This is a genomic window from Pseudoalteromonas sp. CO325X (assembly GCF_004208955.1).
Classification (GTDB): Bacteria; Pseudomonadota; Gammaproteobacteria; order Enterobacterales; family Alteromonadaceae; genus Pseudoalteromonas; species Pseudoalteromonas ruthenica.
On sequence record NZ_SGPG01000022.1, the window covers coordinates 149298 to 168448 of the forward strand.

Sequence of the window (19151 nt, forward strand, 5' to 3'; positions counted from 1 at the left end):
CAATGCAGACGCTGGCACAAAGCCTCTATCTGATGGGGGTTGGCGACAGCTACGTGGATTACCAAGGGCAACAGCAACAATTTGATCAAGCGTTGCGGGTAAAAGTGCTTGAGGCCATGGGGGTCGATGTTGATAACCTCGACGCCTTAGCTGCGCTTAACTATCAGCTTGACGCGGCCCCTTGGCAGCAACTTTGCGATGACATTATGGTTATCTCGGAGCCTTCGCCTCGTTTAGTTATTCGCCTGAGCGAGGTGCAGTTTCAGCGGCAGCAGGTTGCGAGCTTGCACCTAGAGGTGAACGCACAACACGCTAACTGGCGCATTAGCCAAGGGCAAGTCACCGGTGACTACGTGATTGATGGCTGTCGCTACCTCTCACTTAGCTATGAACTGGGTCAAGGTTGGTTGGCGCCTGGGTTTTACGCCGCTCGGGTCCGCGTCGCAGAGCATAGCGCTGAGCTAGAGCTGTGGTGGGCGCCACAACACGTTTATCAAGGCGCTTATGGCCAGCAAGCAGCTGTTAAAGGTGTGGGGTTATCGTGCGGCTTGTACACCTTGGTAAGCGAATACGGGGTGGGCATGGGTGATTTTGCGGATCTCAAAGCGCTGCTGCGCGAAGCCGCTGCGTTATCCATAGATTATGTGCTACTTAATCCCTTGCACTTACTCGATTGTAATGATGCCAGTAGGCATAGCCCGTACAGCCCTAGCAGCCGCATGCTTATCCACCCGCTGTACATTGCCGTTCAGGATTCGCCCGAATGTGATGCGGCGATTTTAGCGCAGCTCAATGAGGCCAAAAGAAACTATAGCAATGTAGTAAGTGCGCCTTGGCTTGATTATGAGCAAGTCTATGCGCTTAAGCTGCCATTATTACGCGCTCTATTTGAGCGTTTTTGCACCACGGCAAGTGCTGAGCGCAAGGCCGAATTTGCACAGTTTAAAGAGCAGCACCGTGTGGCTCTTGATACCCTGGACGACCCAGATGATGAGCAGGCTTGTTATTGGCAATGGCAAGCCTGGCTGCAGCGCCAAGAATGCCAAAATATAGCGCAAGAGGCGGGTATGAAGTTGGGCCTTATCAATGATTTGGCCGTTGGCGTGAGCGATAGGGGTGGCGAGTTTAATCGTTACCGAGCACTGTTTACCCCCCATGCCTGTATTGGTGCGCCGCCGGATGATTTTGCGCCACAGGGGCAAAATTGGGGCATGCCAGCATTGTTGCCGCAAGCGATGAAGTGCCATCGGTTTGCCTATGCCAAAGCGTTATTTAGCGCCAATATGCAAGGGGCGGGGGCGCTGCGCATCGATCATGTGATGGCGTTGATGCGCATTTGGTGGTGTGTAGATGAGCAGGGCTGTTATGTCTACTACCCCTTCAACGAGCTGTTAGCGCTAATAAAAATACTCAGCCATCAACACCATTGCGTGGTGATTGGTGAGGATTTAGGAGTGGTGCCCGAGCAAGTACGACAGGCCTTGGCACAAGCGCAGATATTCTCCAATACCGTGTATTACTTTTGTTACCAGCACTCAGCCTTTAGCGCGCCGCAACACCTTGATGAGCAGACCTTATTGATGATCAGCAACCATGATTTACCGCCTTTTGCCCAGTGGTGGCAGGGTGATGATCTTAATCAAGCACTGCAACTGGCGCTTATCAGTGCAGAGCAAAAACAGTCGTTATATGAGCGACGTAAAAACCATAAAAGCGCGCTGATTGAGCGACTCACTCAACAAGGGCAGTTGGTCTCGTTACATAGCACCAGCGCCGATGTGTATCGCGCCTTGTGTCGGGCTCTCGCGCAGGGAAGTAGTAAGTTGTTGACCCTGCAACTTGATGATTTAGACGGCCAACATGCGCCGGTCAATATCCCCGGTACGCACCGTGAATACCCAAACTGGCGACGACAGTTGAGCCAATCTGCTGTCGCTATTTTACAGCAGCAACAGCAGTTTATCTGTGAACTGACTAGGAGTCGTCATGGAACATGCGATGATTGATAATACGCCACTTCCTGATTTAGCCGATGCTGTTTGCGCCCTTGAAGAGGCGCAAGTGGGTGAACCGCGACAGCTATTGGGCCATCAACGCATTGACGGCAGCTGGTATGTGATTCTCTACAAGCCCGGCGCTTTGGCGGTGGAGGTGCAATTTGCCACTCACACTTGTATTGCCCAGCGCTATTCAGACTCAGAGGTGTTTATCGCGCCGGCGCCGGCGGAATTTGTTCCGTATCAGCTCTGTGTTACTTACCCAGAGGCGGTGGTGGTTCAGGCCGACCCATTTTGCTTACCCTTAGGGCTCAGCGCCGCCGATTTATATTATTTCCGCCAAGGCACAGAGCAACAGGCACAGCGCCACCTTGGTGCTCATATGATGACGTTGCAAGGCCACCGTGGCGTGCGTTTTAGCGTGTGGGCTCCTAATGCCCTCGCGGTGAGCGTGACTGGGGATTTTAACCACTGGGATAGTCGCCAGCATCCTATGGCGCGGGTTGAAGACAGCGGTGTTTGGGCCATTTTTATACCTGATGTAGCGCCGGGCCAATGCTACAAATACCATATTCGCACGTTATCGGGTGAGGCCTTACTAAAAGCCGACCCCTATGCATTTGCTACAGAGCTGCCGCCAAATACCGCCTCACGCGTCAGTGCTGTTACGTTGCCCAAAGCGCTGGATGAGCAAAGCTATGAGCAACGCGAGCGCCGCAATGCCATCGATGCGGCCATTAGTATTTATGAGCTGCATATTGGCTCTTGGCGGCGCACCGCCGATAACCAATTTTTAAATTACCGTGAGTTAGCCGCGCAATTAATTCCGTATGTTGAAGAAATGGGGTTTACCCATATTCAATTAATGCCCGTTAGCGAGTTCCCCTTTGATGGCTCTTGGGGGTATCAGAGCACCGGCCTTTTCGCGCCCACCTCGCGCTTCGGCAGTGGCGATGATTTTGCCTATTTCTGCGCGCAATGCCGAGCGCACAATATTGGTGTGCTAATAGATTGGGTGCCGGGGCATTTCCCGGCAGATGCTCACGGTTTGGGGCGTTTTGATGGCACGCATTTGTATGAGCATGCCGATCATCGCCAAGGGTATCATCCAGATTGGCATACCTATATTTACAATTATGAGCGCCAAGAGGTACGTAGCTTTCTCACCTCTAGCGCCAGCTTTTGGTTAGAGCAATACGGGGTAGATGGGTTGCGCGTGGATGCCGTGGCATCGATGTTATACCTTGATTACAGCCGTGAGCATGGGCAGTGGTTGGCCAACCACTTGGGCGGGCGAGAAAACCTCGGCGCTATTGCTTGCCTTCAGCAAATCAACAGTGTGTGCTATGGGCGAAATCGCGGCATTATGATGGTCGCAGAGGAATCGACCGCGTGGCCTGGAGTCACACAAACCACCGACAGTGGCGGCTTAGGGTTCGGTTTTAAGTGGAATATGGGGTGGATGAATGACTCATTACGCTACATGCAGTTAGACCCGATTTACCGCCAATACCATCACCACGACATGACCTTTTCCATGGTCTATGCCTACAGCGAAAATTACATTTTGCCTTTAAGCCATGATGAAGTCGTTCATGGCAAAGGGTCGCTGCTTAGCAAAATGCCAGGAGATAGTTGGCAGCAACATGCGAACCTGCGCGCCTATTTAGGTTTTATGTGGGCTCATCCTGGCAAAAAGCTGCTATTTATGGGCGGCGAGTTCGCTCAGCAGCGCGAGTGGGATCATAACCATGCGCTGGATTGGCACCTGCTTGATGACCCAGCGCACCAAGGCATGCAGCGTTGGGTTAAATGCCTGAATCAGCTTTATCGTTCTTACCCGGCTCTGCATGAAAATGACTGTGATGAGCGTGGGTTTCGGTGGTTAGATGGGAATAATAGCCAGCAAAGCATTTACAGCTTTGTACGTATTGCCAGTAGCCTCCCGCAAGTCGTGCTCGCGGTTGTGAATATGACGCCTCAAGTACATCATGATTTTCGCATTGGTGTGCCTCACGCTGGTAGTTACCGAGTTATCGCTAATAGCGATGAGAGTCAATACTCCGGCAGTGGCGTTAGGGTGTGCGCTGAGCGACCTGCAAATGAGCAACCATCCCCTTCGGAGCCACTCCCATCGGAGCCACTCTATTCAGAGCCACTCCTTTCGGAGCCTCTACCCTGGCATGGGCAAAGTCAGTCTATCAGCATCTGTGTGCCGCCATTGGCTTGTGTTTATCTGTTGTGGGAGGCACCTGATCATGAGTAAATTTATTACCAAGCCTGGCGTTGGTGCTCCCTTGGGGGCTTATATTGATGACCAAGGGGTTAATTTTTGCTTGTACTCGCGTCATGCCAGTGCCGTGTACTTGTGTCTGTATGATGCTTCTGGGCACAGTGAAATTGCACGCATAGCCCTACATAAAGGTGAACCCGGGTATTGGCATGTTTATGTTGCAGGGGCTGTAAAAGGGCAGCTATATGGCTATCGTGTGGATGGTCCTTTTGCTCCTGAACAAGGGCAGTTGTTTAATATTAATAAGTTGCTGCTCGACCCTTATGCACACTCGCTATTTGGTGATTTTCAACACAGTATTCGCCACCGCGCTATTGATGAGCAAGGTAAGCTATGTCCGTTTGATAATGCTCACTTAATGCCTAAAGCACAGGTAACCGCGCTGAGCCAGTATAAAGGTAAACGCCCGGAGATTGCCTGGCATGAGACTGTTATTTACGAATGTCATGTTAAGGGGTGGTCGCAGCGCCACCCCGATATTGAGAACGCCCAACGCGGGTGTTTTGCAGCCTTGGCAACGCCGCAATTCATTGAGCATATCAAGGCGCTAGGTGTGACCAGCATTGAGCTTATGCCAGTGCAGCAGTTCATTAGTGAAGCGTTTTTACAGCCACTCGGGCTGAGTAATTATTGGGGCTATAACACCCTGAGCTTTTTCACTCCGCATAGTGATTATTTGGTTAGCGGCGATGTGCACGAATTTCAAGCCATGGTCGCGGAGTTACATCAACACAATATCGAAGTGCTGATTGATGTGGTTTACAACCACAGCTGTGAAGGCGAAGCCCTTGGCCCTTGTTGCCACCTAAGGGGCATCGATAATCGCAGTTATTATCGCCTTGATGAGCAAGGTCATTACATTAACGACACCGGCTGCGGTAACACCTTAGATTTAACCCAACAGGGTGCGTTGCGCTTGGTCATGGACAGCTTACGGCATTGGTATCAGGTATATGGGGTTGATGGCTTTCGCTTTGACTTGGCCAGTATTTTAGGCCGAGAGCGCCATGGTTTTAGCCCTGAACATGTCTTTTTTCAATGCCTTGCACAAGACCCGGTATTACAACACGCGAAACTGATTGCCGAGCCTTGGGATATTGGCCCCGGAGGTTACCAGCTTGGCGCTTTTCCTGCTCCATGGCGACAGTGGAATGACCAATATCGCGATGTTGTCAGGCGGTTTTGGCGCGGCGATAGCGATTTACTGGGCGTGTTAGCCAAGCGCTTGCATGGCTCTGCCGACATTTTCAGCGCCACCGGGATGGTGCCAAGCTACAGCATTAATTTTATCACCAGTCATGATGGCTATACCTTGGCCGACCTTGTCAGCTACGAGCAAAAGCATAATCACGCCAACGGAGAGCACAATCAAGACGGCCATAATGCCAACTACAGTTGTAATTATGGTGTGGAAGGGCACAGCGACGATGCCCACATCAAGTTACTGCGTTTGCGAGCACAAAAAAACTTACTGCTCACCTTATTACTTTCCAAAGGCGTGCCTATGCTCAGCGCTGGCTCGGAAATGGGGCACTCACAGGGGGGCAACAATAATGCATATTGCCAAGATAACGCCATTAATTGGCTTAGTTGGCACGATGTCTCTCGCCACCATCCGTTAGCTCTGTTTATCAGCGATGTGCAAAGGCTGCGTCGTGAATTCGCCATTTTTACGCACCCGGAGTACATCCATGACAACGACCCGCGCTTTGTGATTGCTTGGTATCGCCCTGACGGGCAGCCGATGAGCAATGACGATTGGCATGACCCCTCGCTGCATACCTTGGTGTATTACAGTATCGATACCCAGGCCCATCACTATTTATGTGTGGTACTGCATCGCGGCGGGCGCGAGCAAACGCTGCGCTTAGTGAGCCCTGATAATACGCCACTGCAATGGCACCTGCGCTTGAGTACGGATGAACACAGTGTGTCTGCAACGCAGGGCATCGCTGTGGATCAAGAAATAACCTTAACTCCCTGTAGTGGTTGGGTGTTTAGTAACGTTGAAAACAAACACAATACAAGGCAAACACTATGACTACGTCTGGCACTGTATGCCACCCTGTGGATTGGCAGGATGCGCCGCTACTTGATAGCGAAACGTTGGCCGATGATTTGGCTCGTCATTTTCACTATACCCTCGGGCGCGACAAGGTGGGCGAATCGCAGCATTATTTGTATCAAGCACTGGCGCTGACAATACGTGATAGGCTGGTGGCCCGCATGCGACAAACCCGCAATGTCACCACCTCAGTGCCAACACGAAGAGTGGCCTACCTGTCGTTAGAGTTTCTCATCGGACGTAGCTTAAATAACGCTATTTTAAACCTAGATATGGCTGCTGAGGTGAGCGCCGCATTAGCCAATTACTGCGCCGAGCTCGAACATATAGCCAGCGCTGAGCACGACGCCGGTTTAGGAAATGGTGGTTTAGGGCGTTTGGCTGCGTGCTTCTTAGATAGCTGTGCGACCATGGCCTTACCGGTCACAGGTTATGGTATTCGTTATGAATACGGCATGTTTAATCAACGCATTGATAATGGTCAGCAAATAGAGCAGCCCGATCATTGGCTGCGTGAAGGCCATCCGTGGGAATTACCGGCACCGGATAAAACCGTGCGGGTGAAGTTTTTTGGTCATGTCGATATTTATCGAGACCAACAAGGCCGCGAGCACCGCCAATGGCTGGACACCCAAGATGTGTTAGCTGTGCCTTATGATGTGCCCGTGCCAGGCTATGGTAATGATATCGTCAATACCTTACGGCTGTTTAAAAGTGAGGCCACCGATGAGTTTGACCTTGGTGAGTTCAATGCTGGTGGCTATGCCGAGGCTGTGGCGCAAAAAAACCTCGCTGAGCAAATTTCCATGGTGCTGTATCCGAACGACAGCAGTGAAAATGGCAAAGAGCTGCGCCTGCGCCAACAATATTTTCTCTGTAGTGCCGCACTGCAAGACCGGCTCAACCAATGGATAGCAATTAAAGGCGCACAGTTTACAGATTTTGCCGATTATCATGTATTTCAACTCAACGATACGCATCCCAGTATTGCCGTAGCTGAATTAATGCGCCTGCTTATCGACGAACACTGCTTGAGTTGGGACGATGCTTGGCAGATAACCACTCGTACCATGGCCTACACCAACCACACCTTGCTACCTGAAGCGCTGGAAAAATGGTCTGTGGCTTTAATGCAACGGCTACTGCCGCGTTTGATGCAAATTATCTATGAAATTAACGCACGGTTCTTAATCTTAGTCGCCAAACAGTGGCCCGGGTGTGCACAAAAACAGCGAGCTTTGTCGCTTATTGAAGAGGGGCCAAACCCTCAGGTGCGTATGGCTTATTTAGCCATTGTTGGCAGCTATTCCGTCAATGGGGTGGCGGCGCTGCATAGCCGCTTACTGAAAGAACAGCTGTTTGCAGATTTTTATGCGCTGTGGCCACAGAAGTTTAATAACAAGACCAATGGGGTCACCCCCAGGCGTTGGCTATCTCATTGTAACCCCGAGTTGGCACAATTGATCACCGCCAAAATAGGCGATGATTGGGTAAAAGATTTCGCGCATATTAACCGTATTCGCCGTTACTACGATGATGATAGTTTTATTGCCGCGTGGCAAAAGGTAAAACAAGCCAACAAAGCGCGGCTGTGCGAGTTGGTGCAACAGCGCTGCGCTGTGCAATTTGACTCGACCATGCTATTTGATGTACAGGTCAAGCGCATTCATGAATATAAACGCCAGTTGCTCAATATTTTGCATGTAATTCATTTATACCGGCGCATTTGTGATGGCGATACGCAAGGCATGGTGCCCCGTTGTGTGCTGTTCGGGGGCAAAGCGGCCCCCGGTTACGATATGGCTAAGCGCATTATTAAGTTGATATGTAATGTTGCTAACACCATTAACGATGACCCTCGTGCGAAGGCGTGGTTAAGGGTGGCGTTTTTACCGAATTACAATGTCACCGCGATGGAAACAATTTGCCCTGGAGCGGATTTATCAGAGCAAATATCCACGGCGGGTAAGGAAGCGTCAGGCACCGGCAATATGAAGTTTATGATGAATGGCGCACTGACCATAGGCACCCTGGATGGCGCCAATGTGGAAATGCTTGAAGCACTCGGTGGCGAGCACTTTTTTACTTTTGGCGCCAAGATTGAGCAAATTGACGATATCCGCAGGCACTATAGCGCACGCGCTATTATTGAGAACGACCCGCAGCTGCAAAAAGTAATCGCCTTGCTACAAAGCGGTCATTTTAATTTGTGTGAGCCGGATATTTTCGCTCCCATTATTAATCTCCTTTATGACGATAGCGACCCTTGGCTGACCTGTTATGACTTTGCCAGTTACTGCCAAGCTCAACAAGCTGTCAGCGAAGCTTATCAAGACCCTAAACACTGGACTCAAATGAGTATTTTAAATACCGCTGCCTCTGGTCAGTTTTCCAGTGATCGCACTATTGCCCAATACAGTGAAGACATATGGCAGTTACAGGCCATGCCAACGCGCCAAGGAGAATAACCATGCCAAGTTATGCAAATCGATACATTAGTACTTTAACCCGTGATACTTACGCCTTGATCCTCGCCGGAGGCAGGGGATCGCGGTTACATGAGCTGACCAACTGGCGCGCCAAGCCGGCCGTGTATTTTGGGGGTAAACATCGCATCATCGATTTTCCACTGTCGAACTGCATCAATTCGGGGATACGCAGGGTCGGGGTGGCGACTCAATATAAGTCGCACTCGTTAATTCGTCATGTGCATCGCGCTTGGGGGCATTTCAAAAAAGAGCTCGGTGAGTCAGTAGAGATTTTACCTGCGTCACAGCGCTACGGCGATGAGTGGTATTGTGGCACCGCCGATGCGGTATTTCAGAATATGGACATCATTCGTCATGAGCTACCCCGTTATGTCATGATTTTATCAGGCGATCATGTTTACCGTATGGACTACGGGGCGTTACTGGCAAAACATGTGGAAACGGGCGCCGATATGACGGTGTGCTGTATTGAAGTCGACACCGAAGAGGCTGCCAACACCTTTGGCGTTATGACCGTGGACGAACAAAACCGTATTCGTCGCTTTGATGAAAAGCCCGCTGTGCCGAATGAAATTCCAGCAAAGCCGGGTCGCTGCTTAGCGTCGATGGGCAACTACGTGTTCAACACTGAATTTCTATTTGAACAATTGCAAAAAGATGCGCAAAACAGCTGTTCGGGGCGTGATTTTGGTCACGATATCATTCCGGCAATCATCGACAATCACCAGGTATATGCCTTTCCATTTACCGATCCGGGCATGTCTGGGCAGCCCTATTGGCGTGATGTTGGCACCTTAGATTCGTTTTGGGAAGCGAATATGGAGTTGGTTGAACCGGAGCCGAAATTGGATTTGTACGACCCTAGCTGGCCAATTTGGACCTACCAAGAGCAATTACCGCCAGCGAAGTTTATTTTTGATGACGATGAACGCCGGGGGATGGCGGTGGATTCAACGGTTTCCGGTGGCTGTATTATTTCCGGCTCGCAAGTGCGCAAGTCGCTATTATTTTCTAATGTGCACGTGCACTCTTTTTGTCAAATTGAGCAAGCGGTGGTGCTGCCGGGTGTGGTCGTTCATCGCGGTTGCCATATTAAGCGAGCGATCATTGACCGGGGCTGTGAAATACCAGAAGGACTGACCATTGGCTTAGATCATGAGGAAGATATTGAACACGGCTTTCGCGTATCCAAAAATGGCATTGTGCTGGTAACGCGCGATATGTTGGCGGCGCTTGCGCAAAAAACCGATGCCCAGAGTCAGCAGCGAGCGTAATAATGAAGTCAGTGTTATTTGTTTGTGCTGAAAGCAGCGCCATTGTCGGCGCAAAAGTGGGTGGGGTGGCTGATGTGGTGGGCAATGTGTCAAAAGCGCTGGCCGAGCAAGGCACCCGAGTCGATGTGATCTTACCGCATTACCAATGTATGGAGCTCATTGAGGCGCAGCCCTGCGCCGAGGTGCAGGTTCACTTTGCCCACCAACGGCTTAATATACAACTTTTGTTGGTGAGCAAACGCGATGGGGTCAGTCACTATGTGTTATCGCATCCGTGGCTGTGCAGTGAGCATGTTTATCACCACGATGAAGACGGCCGGCCCTTTGCTGCTGATGCCAGTAAGTTTGCCTTATTTTGCTTGGCGGTGGCACAGGCGATAGAGCAAGGTGTGCTAGCGGCTGATGTGTTGCATTTACATGATTGGCACAGCGCCACGTTGGCGGTGCTTCGTGCTTATGGCAATGATTTTCAAAGACTAAAAGCCATGCACACGGTGTACACCATTCACAACTTAGCATTGCAAGGAGTGAGGCCGTTTGCCCACGACCCGTCGGCGCTTGAATCGTGGTTTCCATGGTTAAGTTACGATGGCCAGCGTATTTGCGATCCGCGCTATCCCCATTGCTACAATCCGATGCGCGCCGCCATTGAACTATGTGACAAAGTACATGTGGTCTCGCCCCAGTATATGCAAGAAATTCAGCGTCCAAGCAATATGCAACACGGTTTTATCGGTGGAGAAGGGTTGGAAAATCAGTTGGTTGCCGCGCAGCAGCAAAATCGGTTGGTGGGCATCCTCAATGGCTGTGACTACCAAAGCGAGTCGGTAAATTACACTCAAAAACGGTTATGGCAGCTCGCTGAGCAGGCTGTATTACAATGGATGGGCAAGGCCAATCAGTTAAGCGCGAGTCATTACATCGCCCATGTTCGCCTGCAACAATGGCGTGCCAACGAGGTCACACCTTGGCTATGCTCTGTAGGGCGGATCAGCCCGCAAAAAGTCGCGCTATTGCTTGATGATGATACGCTGGGTGAACTGTTGCGATGTTTAGCTGAGCAAGGCAAGCACTTTATGATGCTGGGCTCTGGCGACCCGGCGCTTGAAGCGTTGCTAACACAGGCGATGGCCGAGCATGACAACTTCTTGTTTTTACGTGGTTTCGCCCTGGAATTGGGTGATGCGATGTACCAGCTTGGGTCATTATTTTGTATGCCCAGCTCATTTGAACCATGTGGCATCAGTCAGCTTTTAGCGATGCGCGAGGGCACGCCCTGCTTAGTACATCAAGTGGGCGGCCTTAAAGACACCATTGCCGAAGGCGTCAATGGTTTCACCTTCACGGGGAATAGCCCAAAACAGCAAAGTCGGCAGCTACTCACTGCCTTGCAGCGTGCTCTTGCTGTTTACCATAACGAGCCAGCTCAGTGGCAGACATTGTGCGCGCAAGCCAAAAACACGCGCTTTGACTGGCACCAAGTCGCCGTCAGTTACCTTGAGCAGTTGTACACCCATTAGCTGCGGCGCAAACGACTCAGCGACACCTTGGGGAGCGGCCTAAAACAGGTCGATATCCCCTTCATCCTGATTAGCATTGTCCGGTGAAATCGCACCGGATTGCACAAGATCATCAAAAAAGTGCAGCTGATCACGGCCATAATTTTTTGCATAATAAAGTGCTTTGTCGGCGTTCTCTAATACGCTGATGGGGAAGTCATAAGGGCTGATACGAGCCATCCCCACACTGACTGTCAGCGTTTTTACAAAGGGGAAGTGGGTGTTGCGCACATGGTCCATAAACGCCTGCATTTTTTCATTGATATCTTCTTGTTTGCAAGGCTCAAATATAAGTACAAATTCTTCGCCGCCGAAGCGAAACATTAAGTCTGAAGCGCGGAAGAAGCCGCGCATCTGCTGCGCCAAGATAAGCAATACCTCATCACCACAGACATGACCATAGTTATCATTAACTTGTTTGAAGTGGTCGATATCCACCATTGCTAACCACGAGTAACTCTCGGGTTGGCGCTTGCGGTTATTATTCGCTCTGTTTTGGGCTTTTTGGTTCATCACTTGCTTTTCTAGCAGGCGTTTAAATTTACGCTCAAAGGTTTGCCGATTTAATAATCCGGTCAGCTTGTCGCGCTCATTCTCATGTAAAATGGTTAGGTAATTTTCGTAAATACGGCAAAAGGCGTTTAGTAACACTTGCTGTGATGAGCTCAAGTGATTACTGACCACCTTGATGGCGACCACAGGTTTATCAAAAATCGAAATGGGCAGCCAGCGATGCTCAATGCCATTGTTGTTCTGTACGGTAATGATACAAGCAGATTGTAAACACGAGAGAAGTTCAGATTCAGGGGATTCTACAATGTGTGTGTCGTGCCATTGATATTGACCGGCATTCTCATGGTGGAGCACCAGGCTGCACTCGATGACCTTGCGGCCAAAGTCTTGTAAGTCCTTATAGACTGCTATCTCTTGGCACTGTATGAATTCTTGTAGGGTGGTTACTAGGCTGTATTCGAGGGAGTTTACATCTCTGGTTTTAGTGATTTTGATAACCGAGTTTAATAATTCTTCTTGCATGATTCGGTAGGCCCTATAAATTTACCACATAATGCGACCTACATGGTCGCTAGCCCTGAGTATAGTCAATATATAAAAACCGGGACGTCCATTTCCGTCATTGTCATATTTTCTTCTCTTTATTGTTCCGACCCGTACCGTACGCTTGGCATCTTGCAGCTCGGCTCGCAGCGAGCAATGGCCTAACATGTCGCTTGTAATCAAAAAAGGGAATTTGAATCTAACGATATAACCACAACGAATATAAAATATATTGTATACACTATTAACTGGGTGTTAACTTTGCCCCGAGTTCAATCAACCCAGAAAAGGTACATTATGAGAAAATCAGCAATTACGTCGGCACTGATGGTTACGCTTGGCTGCGTAGCTGGCCACGTTAGTGCGCACCCGGGCACCAGTGATGGCAAGCGATTGTTTAAACCTATAAGTGCACAGCATTCATTGGCCGTTGCCCATGAGGCGGATCAGCAGAGGCAACATATCGCGCCACCAACGGCTGATAGGCAAAAGCAGCTTTCTTCAGTCCATTTAGTTAATGAGCTATCACATTCCAGCTTGATGGCAGATGCGAGTGCGCAGTGTGCCTTGCAGCAACTGGCTGACGCGTCGAGCGCTACCATCGCCGAGCAAGTGACCAGCCAAGGTGTGGATTGCGTCAACGCGCTATTTAGTGCCAGCAATGAAGTCGCTGGACAAATTGTTACTGATGGTAAAATGTTAGCAGTTGCTGATAGAGCGCTTGTGCTTGCCAGCAATTATAACGGCCAAGGCAGTGCTGATTTGGAAGCGCTATTTTTGTTTCTGCGCGCTGGCTTCTATGTTGAGTTCTATAACGATCAGGTAAGCTTATCGCCAGCTGCAACTGAGGCGACCCAGCAAGCACTGGATGCGTTTGTTGCCAATACCCACTTTTATGCCAACAGCGACGCCCATGGCAAGACGCTTAGTGAAGTGATCATCACTATGGATAGCGCTGAATTACAACACCGCTACTTACCGCAAGTTAAACAATGGCTAAGTCGTTGGGACCAAAGTTATGGTAATAGCTGGCATATGCGCTCGGCGGTAAATGGTATTTTTACCATTTTGTTCCGAGGCCAATGGAATGATGAATTCATGGCGCTGGCAAAAACCGATACTGAGCTGGCACGACTGTTAGGTGAGTTCACAGCGCAAACCTGGATGATAGGTAGCGACAGTGAATATCTGATCACCAATGCGGCAAGGGAGTTAGCGCGGTTAAAAATGCACAGCGGTGAGCCAATAGAAGATGAGGCCGATAAGCAGCTTAGCGCACTATTTGCCCGTTATAACATGGTTGGCTACGGTGATGCCCTCTGGTTAGGCGCAGCCGATATCGTCGATTACTACGGTGCCTGCGCGCAGTTTGAGGTGTGTGGTTTTAAAGAACAGGTTGAGCAGCAGGTATTGGGTCAAATTCACCAATGCAGTGACACCATTCGCATTCGGGCACAACAATTAAGTGCCAGCCAACAACAAGCAGCCTGTGAAAAAATGGCCTACGAAGAAGGGGTATTCCACGACAAGTTAGCCACTAATAATCAACCTGTTGCCGATGATTTGAACTCCTTCTTACAGGTGAATGTGTTCAATAGCAGCGACGATTATAAAAAATATGCTGGGGTTATTTTTGGCATCGATACCAACAATGGCGGTATGTATTTAGAGGGGGATCCGAGTAACCCGGACAATCAGGCCAACTTTGTTGCTTACGAGGCCAGCTATGCCAACGCTGAACACTATGTCTGGAATTTAGAGCATGAATATGTTCACTACTTAGACGGGCGCTTTAATCTTTATGGTGACTTTAACGCCCCGACAGCCGATATAGTTTGGTGGAGTGAGGGAGTGGCTGAATATGTCTCGTTACTTGAGGACAACAGCGCTGCAATTGAGACCATAAAAGATGGCAGCACCTACCAATTAGGTGAGGTGTTTGCCACCACGTATGCCGGTTTTGACCAAGATAGAATTTATCGCTGGGGATACTTGGGGGTGCGCTTTATGTTTGAGCGTCACCGCAGCGAGTTGGCCAACATGCTAGCGAATACTCGCCAGGGCAACTGGCAAGGCTATCAAAGCCAAGTGAATAGCTGGGCGGCGAGTTATGGCAATGAATTCACAACTTGGACACAAGCGCTCGCCGGTGGCGAGAACAATACCGCGCCAACGGCCCGTATTAACGCCCTCGATACCGGGGTTGTGAATCAAAGTATGACCTTTGATGGCAGTGCGAGCAGCGACAACGAAGGCGCTATCGCAAGTTATCTTTGGGACTTTGGCGATGGCACATCAGGGCGAGGGGCTATTGCACAGCACAGTTATAATCAGCCGGGCAGTTACACCGTGACCTTGAGTGTGAGTGATGAGCAGGGCCTGAGCCACAGTGTTAGTCACAGTATTACCATTGAGGCCGATAGCAGCGGCGGTATTACTGAGCTGAGCAATGGGCAAAGCGTATCTATCAGTGGAGCACAAGATAGCGAGCAAGTGTTCCGTATCACATTGCCGCAAGGCACTTCAGCGCTTGATGTGACCCTTTCAGGAGGCAGTGGTGATGCTGACCTTTATGTTCGTGAACAGCAATCCCCCACCACAGATGAGTTTGACTGTCGTCCGTATATTGGTGGTAATGAGGAACAATGCCAGCTCAATCTAGGTAGCGCGACCAGTGAAGTGTATATCATGGTCAGAGGGTATAATGCGTTTGTAGATGTGAGCCTAACAGCCAGCTATCAGGCGTCTTCTCACATCGATGATATGTGCGCGCAACAAGGACCGCGTACTGATGGGCACTTAGTGGCCGGTGAGACTATCTGCTTAGGTGCGCAGGCACCGATGTGGTTTAGTATTGAAAATGTCGCCGCAGCGCAAAGTGTGCGTATCGAAGCGGCCCATGGCAGTGGCGATTTAATGCTGGAATATGCCAACCAAGGCTGGCCCAACGGCAGCAATGTTGAGGCGCGCAGCGATACATCAGGAAACGTGGAGTGTTTATCGGTGAGTGGTCAAAGCAACTACTGGGGGTATTTAAAAGTATCTGGCAACAGCGCTGGAGCGAGCTTGAAACTTAGTATTGATGAAGGCCATTGTCAGTAAACTAAAGACACAAAAAAAAACCTGCGTTAGCGCAGGTTTTTTTCATATAAGCAATTAGTTATTGCTTATCTCGGCGTAGTTCTTACACGCTTCAACATCTTTACACTCGCCGTATAAATAGAGTGAGTGATTGGTTAGCGTAATGCCGTTTTCTTCTGCGATTTCTACCTGACGACGTTCAATCATGTCGTCTTCAAACTCGATCACTCGACCACATTTCAAACACACTAAATGGTCGTGGTGCGTAGAGCCGGCCAATTCAAATACCGATTTGCCGCCTTCGAAGTGGTGGCGGGTGACAATGCCAGCGTCATCGAACTGGTTTAAAACGCGATAAACAGTAGCCAGACCGATCTCTTCGCTGTTATCAAGCAGGATTTTGTAGACGTCCTCGGCACTGATGTGCTGGTTATCCGGAGACTGGAGGATTTCTAGGATTTTAATACGCGGTAGCGTGACCTTTAAGCCCGCTTTTTTAAGCTCTAGATTATGATCAGTCATTCAACTTGTTCTCGATTTTAGATTCTTGGTTGCACCGCTAAGGGACAGCAAGCGGTGCGTGCGACGCATAATAATGGCTAAGAATAACGTGCTTTACTATCAAGTGTAAAGCCAAGTTACCCTTAGCGTTTTTGTTCTTAGTCGGCAAGTTCTGCTAGGCACATTTCATCAAAAATCTGCTTACACCAGGTTTTCACACGCTCATCGGTCAGCTCTGGTTGACGGTCTTCATCAATGCCCAAGCCAACGAAATGCTCGTCATCAACCAGCCCTTTTGATGCTTCAAAATCATAGCCTTCGGTAGGCCAATTACCGACTACAATAGCACCACGCTCGGTGATAATGTCGTTGACCATGCCCATGGCATCAAGGAAGTACTCGGCGTAATCTTCTTGATCACCACAACCAAAGATAGCACATAGCTTGCCGTCAAAGTCGATTTCTTCTAGTTCAGGGAAAAAGTCATCCCAGTCACACTGCGCTTCGCCGTAGTACCATGTGGGGATACCAAAGAGCAGCAGGTCAAACTCTGCAATCTCTTCTTTGCTGCTTTTCGCGATGTCGTGCACGGCTACCATGTTCTTGCCGAGCTCTTTTTGGATCATTTTTGCAACGTGCTCAGTGTTACCCGTATCACTACCAAAAAATATACCTACACTTGCCATGAATAAATAACCTTTTATGTATCTATAGCCAATCGTTCTTGCAAAATGGTTTCAATCAACGCACTACGGCTAATATTTTGCGCATCTGCCATATCATTTAATGCTTGATACAGCTCTGATGAAACTTTAAATTCGACGCGTTTCAAGCCCCGCGCTTTATCGCGCTTGAGCTGGTTACGCTTATTTACTTTCAGTTGTAACTCCCGAGGGAGCGGGTTAGTTTTTGGACGACCCGGGCGTCGCTCATACTCGAATAAATCGAGCGTGGTTCTATCTAGCTCTGACTTGGCCATGGTTAACCCACACCTGCTCCTTGCCAGAAGACTTGAATAAGCCCTTTGGCGATAAAGCCGGAACAGCCTAAAAACAACACAAGCCAGACAATATAACGACCAAATTTAGGCACATCGCCTTTTTTAAGTACGTCTTGAATTGCCATGCCGATGAAAAAAAAGATGCCAGCAAGGCCAAAATATAACCCGAGGGTATCGATCTCATTGATTAATTGGTCGACCATTGACTGCTACCTATCTGTAAAACGGCGCGCATTGTAGCACAGAAAAATCCAATAATTTAGGTGATATTGAGGCTTTTAGCCTCCGTTATACTAACCCTAAATTACGCCCATACTATTGATATGGATTAACGTGTTAAAAAATCAACGATGGATTTATTTACTGCTGCCGGTTTTTCAGCGTGTAGCCAATGTCCGGTGCCTTGAATTACTTTTGCTTTGGCATTCGGGAACAGGGTCATGATCTGTTCTTTGTGCTCAGGCAAAATATAATCTGAGTCGCCACCTTTAACGAACAGTGTATCACACAAACAAGAATCATTTACAACTGGCTGCGATAGGATATTAGCATATTGCTGTTTTAGCACTGGCAAATTAAATTGCCATTCTAAGGAGCCTTTGTCGGTTTTTTTCAAACTTTTAGCCAAAAACTGGCGTACACCCGGTGTGGCTATGTATTCACTCATTAACTCATCCGCTTGCGAACGTGAGCTAACCGATGCACTGGCAACGCTTTCAAGCGCTTGAAAAATGGCGTCATGACGGGAGTGGTAACTCACTGGAGCCACGTCAAGTACAACGAGCTTGCTGACGCGCTCGGGTGCATCTATTGCTACTTGCATAGCCACTTTGCCGCCCATGGAATGACCCACAATGTGCGCTTGCGCGATCTCCAGCTCATCCATCAGCGCAATAATGTCCTCGGCAATAGCCGGGTAGGTCATGGTCTCACTGTGAAAAGATTGACCGTGATTGCGCACGTCCACGTTAATTACATGAAACTGCTCACTGAGGGCTCTGGCAACGACTTTAAGATTATCTAATGAGCCAAATAAACCATGAATAACAAGCACAGTGGGCGCATTTTTCGGCGCCTCAGAGCTGCTTTGATAATTTAGTAACATAAACACGTTATCATCGATGAAAGTAGGTAAATTGTGCCCACTGGGCGCGCGCAATGCAACACTTGGTCAAACACTGCTCAGTTGCTAAGGGCCTATACAGGGCACGCCCCCTAGCTTATTCAGGTAACTTGGGTATAATTCTGCAAAGCATTTGTAAACTTGGCAGTAATGACAGGAATATCATGAAAAAAATAGAAATAGACGACGAGCTATACCAATATATTGCCAGCAATACCCAAAGCATTGGCGAAAGTGCCTCTGAGATTTTGCGTCGTTTATTGAATTTGCAAAGCGCAGCGCCCATAGCTGCGCCAGCCACTGTAGAAACCGATGTAAGCGATGAGCCCGAGCAGCAGCAAGCGCAGCCCATAGCTGAAGCTGATGATAGCCAAGCCAGCGTGTTCGACATTCTTAATAAAGAAGAACTGGCGATGCAAAAGGGCGTTGTTGGCCGCTTCTTGTTTATTCTTGCAGCGCTGCACCGCACCCATAAAACCACATTCCACCGCGTACTGAATATTAAAGGCCGTGACCGTCGATACTTTGGTAAAAGTAAAGAGGAGTTGCAGGCCAGTGGTAGCAGTCTAAACCCAAAGAATATCGATGACAGTCCTTTTTGGGTAATGACCAACTCTAATACCACCCGTAAGAAAATGATGTTGCATGAAGCGGCGTTAGAGCTGGGTTACACTAAAGAGCAAGCAGAAACTATTCGCGACTATTTATAAGGA

The 19151-nt window shown here is 49.2% G+C and carries 14 protein-coding genes; 8 read left to right on the plus strand and 6 right to left on the minus strand.

Going from position 1 to position 19151, the window contains the following annotated elements; translation table 11 throughout:
* Window positions 1–2 precede the first annotated feature (2 nt).
* From malQ to EXT46_RS12930, 6 genes are read left to right on the plus strand one after another with little or no spacing between them, the layout of a single operon-like run.
* Window positions 3–2006 (plus strand): 4-alpha-glucanotransferase, encoded by a 2004-nt coding sequence (gene malQ / locus EXT46_RS12905; RefSeq protein WP_130147740.1) that lies wholly within the window; start codon window positions 3–5, stop codon window positions 2004–2006.
* The gene (gene glgB, locus EXT46_RS12910; RefSeq protein WP_240701132.1) at window positions 1987–4263 is read left to right on the plus strand and encodes a 1,4-alpha-glucan branching protein GlgB; all 2277 of its coding nucleotides are present in this window, start codon (window positions 1987–1989) and stop codon (window positions 4261–4263) included. The genes malQ and glgB overlap by 20 nt, the downstream gene beginning before the upstream one ends.
* Window positions 4256–6331 (plus strand): glycogen debranching protein GlgX, encoded by a 2076-nt coding sequence (gene glgX / locus EXT46_RS12915; protein WP_130147742.1) that lies wholly within the window; start codon window positions 4256–4258, stop codon window positions 6329–6331. The genes glgB and glgX overlap by 8 nt, the downstream gene beginning before the upstream one ends.
* Complete coding sequence (locus EXT46_RS12920; protein ID WP_130147744.1) at window positions 6328–8823, plus strand: glycogen/starch/alpha-glucan phosphorylase; 2496 nt, start codon at window positions 6328–6330, stop codon at window positions 8821–8823. Before glgX ends, EXT46_RS12920 begins: the two co-directional genes overlap by 4 nt.
* A gap of 2 nt (window positions 8824–8825) precedes the next feature.
* Window positions 8826–10118 carry a glucose-1-phosphate adenylyltransferase gene (gene glgC, locus EXT46_RS12925; RefSeq protein ID WP_130147746.1) on the plus strand — a complete coding sequence of 431 codons (1293 nt, stop codon included), beginning with the start codon at window positions 8826–8828 and terminating at the stop codon, window positions 10116–10118.
* Window positions 10119–10120: 2 nt separating this feature from the next.
* Entirely contained in the window at window positions 10121–11638 is a 1518-nt protein-coding gene (locus tag EXT46_RS12930; protein WP_130147748.1) for a glycogen/starch synthase, read from the plus strand.
* 39 nt (window positions 11639–11677) lie between these two features.
* On the opposite strand, the gene EXT46_RS12935 is transcribed toward EXT46_RS12930, so the two are convergent.
* Window positions 11678–12712: a GGDEF domain-containing protein gene (locus EXT46_RS12935; protein WP_130147750.1), complete on the minus strand. Its 1035-nt coding sequence runs from the start codon at window positions 12710–12712 to the stop codon at window positions 11678–11680.
* 318 nt (window positions 12713–13030) lie between these two features.
* On the opposite strand from EXT46_RS12935, the gene EXT46_RS12940 reads away from it, so the two are divergent.
* Complete coding sequence (locus EXT46_RS12940; RefSeq protein ID WP_130147752.1) at window positions 13031–15835, plus strand: collagenase; 2805 nt, start codon at window positions 13031–13033, stop codon at window positions 15833–15835.
* Between the two features lie 54 nt (window positions 15836–15889).
* On the opposite strand, the gene fur is transcribed toward EXT46_RS12940, so the two are convergent.
* The 5 genes from fur to EXT46_RS12965 form a co-directional block, all read right to left on the minus strand.
* Window positions 15890–16336, minus strand: a complete 447-nt coding sequence (gene fur, locus EXT46_RS12945; protein WP_053910451.1) for a ferric iron uptake transcriptional regulator — start codon at window positions 16334–16336, stop codon at window positions 15890–15892.
* A 137-nt stretch (window positions 16337–16473) separates the two neighbouring features.
* Window positions 16474–17001, minus strand: coding sequence for a flavodoxin FldA (gene fldA, locus EXT46_RS12950; RefSeq protein WP_022946543.1), 528 nt, complete (start codon window positions 16999–17001; stop codon window positions 16474–16476).
* A 14-nt stretch (window positions 17002–17015) separates the two neighbouring features.
* Window positions 17016–17294: a LexA regulated protein gene (gene ybfE, locus EXT46_RS12955; protein WP_022946544.1), complete on the minus strand. Its 279-nt coding sequence runs from the start codon at window positions 17292–17294 to the stop codon at window positions 17016–17018.
* A 2-nt stretch (window positions 17295–17296) separates the two neighbouring features.
* On the minus strand, window positions 17297–17518 hold the full coding sequence (locus tag EXT46_RS12960; RefSeq protein WP_022946545.1) for a DUF2788 domain-containing protein: 222 nt from the start codon (window positions 17516–17518) through the stop codon (window positions 17297–17299).
* A gap of 125 nt (window positions 17519–17643) precedes the next feature.
* Window positions 17644–18420, minus strand: coding sequence for an alpha/beta fold hydrolase (locus tag EXT46_RS12965; RefSeq protein ID WP_130147754.1), 777 nt, complete (start codon window positions 18418–18420; stop codon window positions 17644–17646).
* A 182-nt stretch (window positions 18421–18602) separates the two neighbouring features.
* Here EXT46_RS12965 and seqA point away from each other — a divergent pair, with 182 nt between their 5' ends.
* Window positions 18603–19148: a replication initiation negative regulator SeqA gene (gene seqA, locus EXT46_RS12970; RefSeq protein ID WP_045978461.1), complete on the plus strand. Its 546-nt coding sequence runs from the start codon at window positions 18603–18605 to the stop codon at window positions 19146–19148.
* Window positions 19149–19151 lie beyond the last annotated feature (3 nt).

Excerpts from the sequence above, each read along its gene's own strand:
- malQ (WP_130147740.1), top strand. The coding sequence starts at position 3 with ATGCAGACGCTGGCACAAAGCCTCTATCTGATGGGGGTTGGCGACAGC.
- glgB (WP_240701132.1), top strand. The coding sequence starts at position 1,987 with ATGGAACATGCGATGATTGATAATACGCCACTTCCTGATTTAGCCGAT.
- glgX (WP_130147742.1), top strand. The coding sequence starts at position 4,256 with ATGAGTAAATTTATTACCAAGCCTGGCGTTGGTGCTCCCTTGGGGGCT.
- EXT46_RS12920 (WP_130147744.1), top strand. The coding sequence starts at position 6,328 with ATGACTACGTCTGGCACTGTATGCCACCCTGTGGATTGGCAGGATGCG.
- glgC (WP_130147746.1), top strand. The coding sequence starts at position 8,826 with ATGCCAAGTTATGCAAATCGATACATTAGTACTTTAACCCGTGATACT.
- EXT46_RS12930 (WP_130147748.1), top strand. The coding sequence starts at position 10,121 with ATGAAGTCAGTGTTATTTGTTTGTGCTGAAAGCAGCGCCATTGTCGGC.
- EXT46_RS12935 (WP_130147750.1), bottom strand. The coding sequence starts at position 12,712 with ATGCAAGAAGAATTATTAAACTCGGTTATCAAAATCACTAAAACCAGA.
- EXT46_RS12940 (WP_130147752.1), top strand. The coding sequence starts at position 13,031 with ATGAGAAAATCAGCAATTACGTCGGCACTGATGGTTACGCTTGGCTGC.
- fur (WP_053910451.1), bottom strand. The coding sequence starts at position 16,336 with ATGACTGATCATAATCTAGAGCTTAAAAAAGCGGGCTTAAAGGTCACG.
- fldA (WP_022946543.1), bottom strand. The coding sequence starts at position 17,001 with ATGGCAAGTGTAGGTATATTTTTTGGTAGTGATACGGGTAACACTGAG.
- ybfE (WP_022946544.1), bottom strand. The coding sequence starts at position 17,294 with ATGGCCAAGTCAGAGCTAGATAGAACCACGCTCGATTTATTCGAGTAT.
- EXT46_RS12960 (WP_022946545.1), bottom strand. The coding sequence starts at position 17,518 with ATGGTCGACCAATTAATCAATGAGATCGATACCCTCGGGTTATATTTT.
- EXT46_RS12965 (WP_130147754.1), bottom strand. The coding sequence starts at position 18,420 with ATGTTACTAAATTATCAAAGCAGCTCTGAGGCGCCGAAAAATGCGCCC.
- seqA (WP_045978461.1), top strand. The coding sequence starts at position 18,603 with ATGAAAAAAATAGAAATAGACGACGAGCTATACCAATATATTGCCAGC.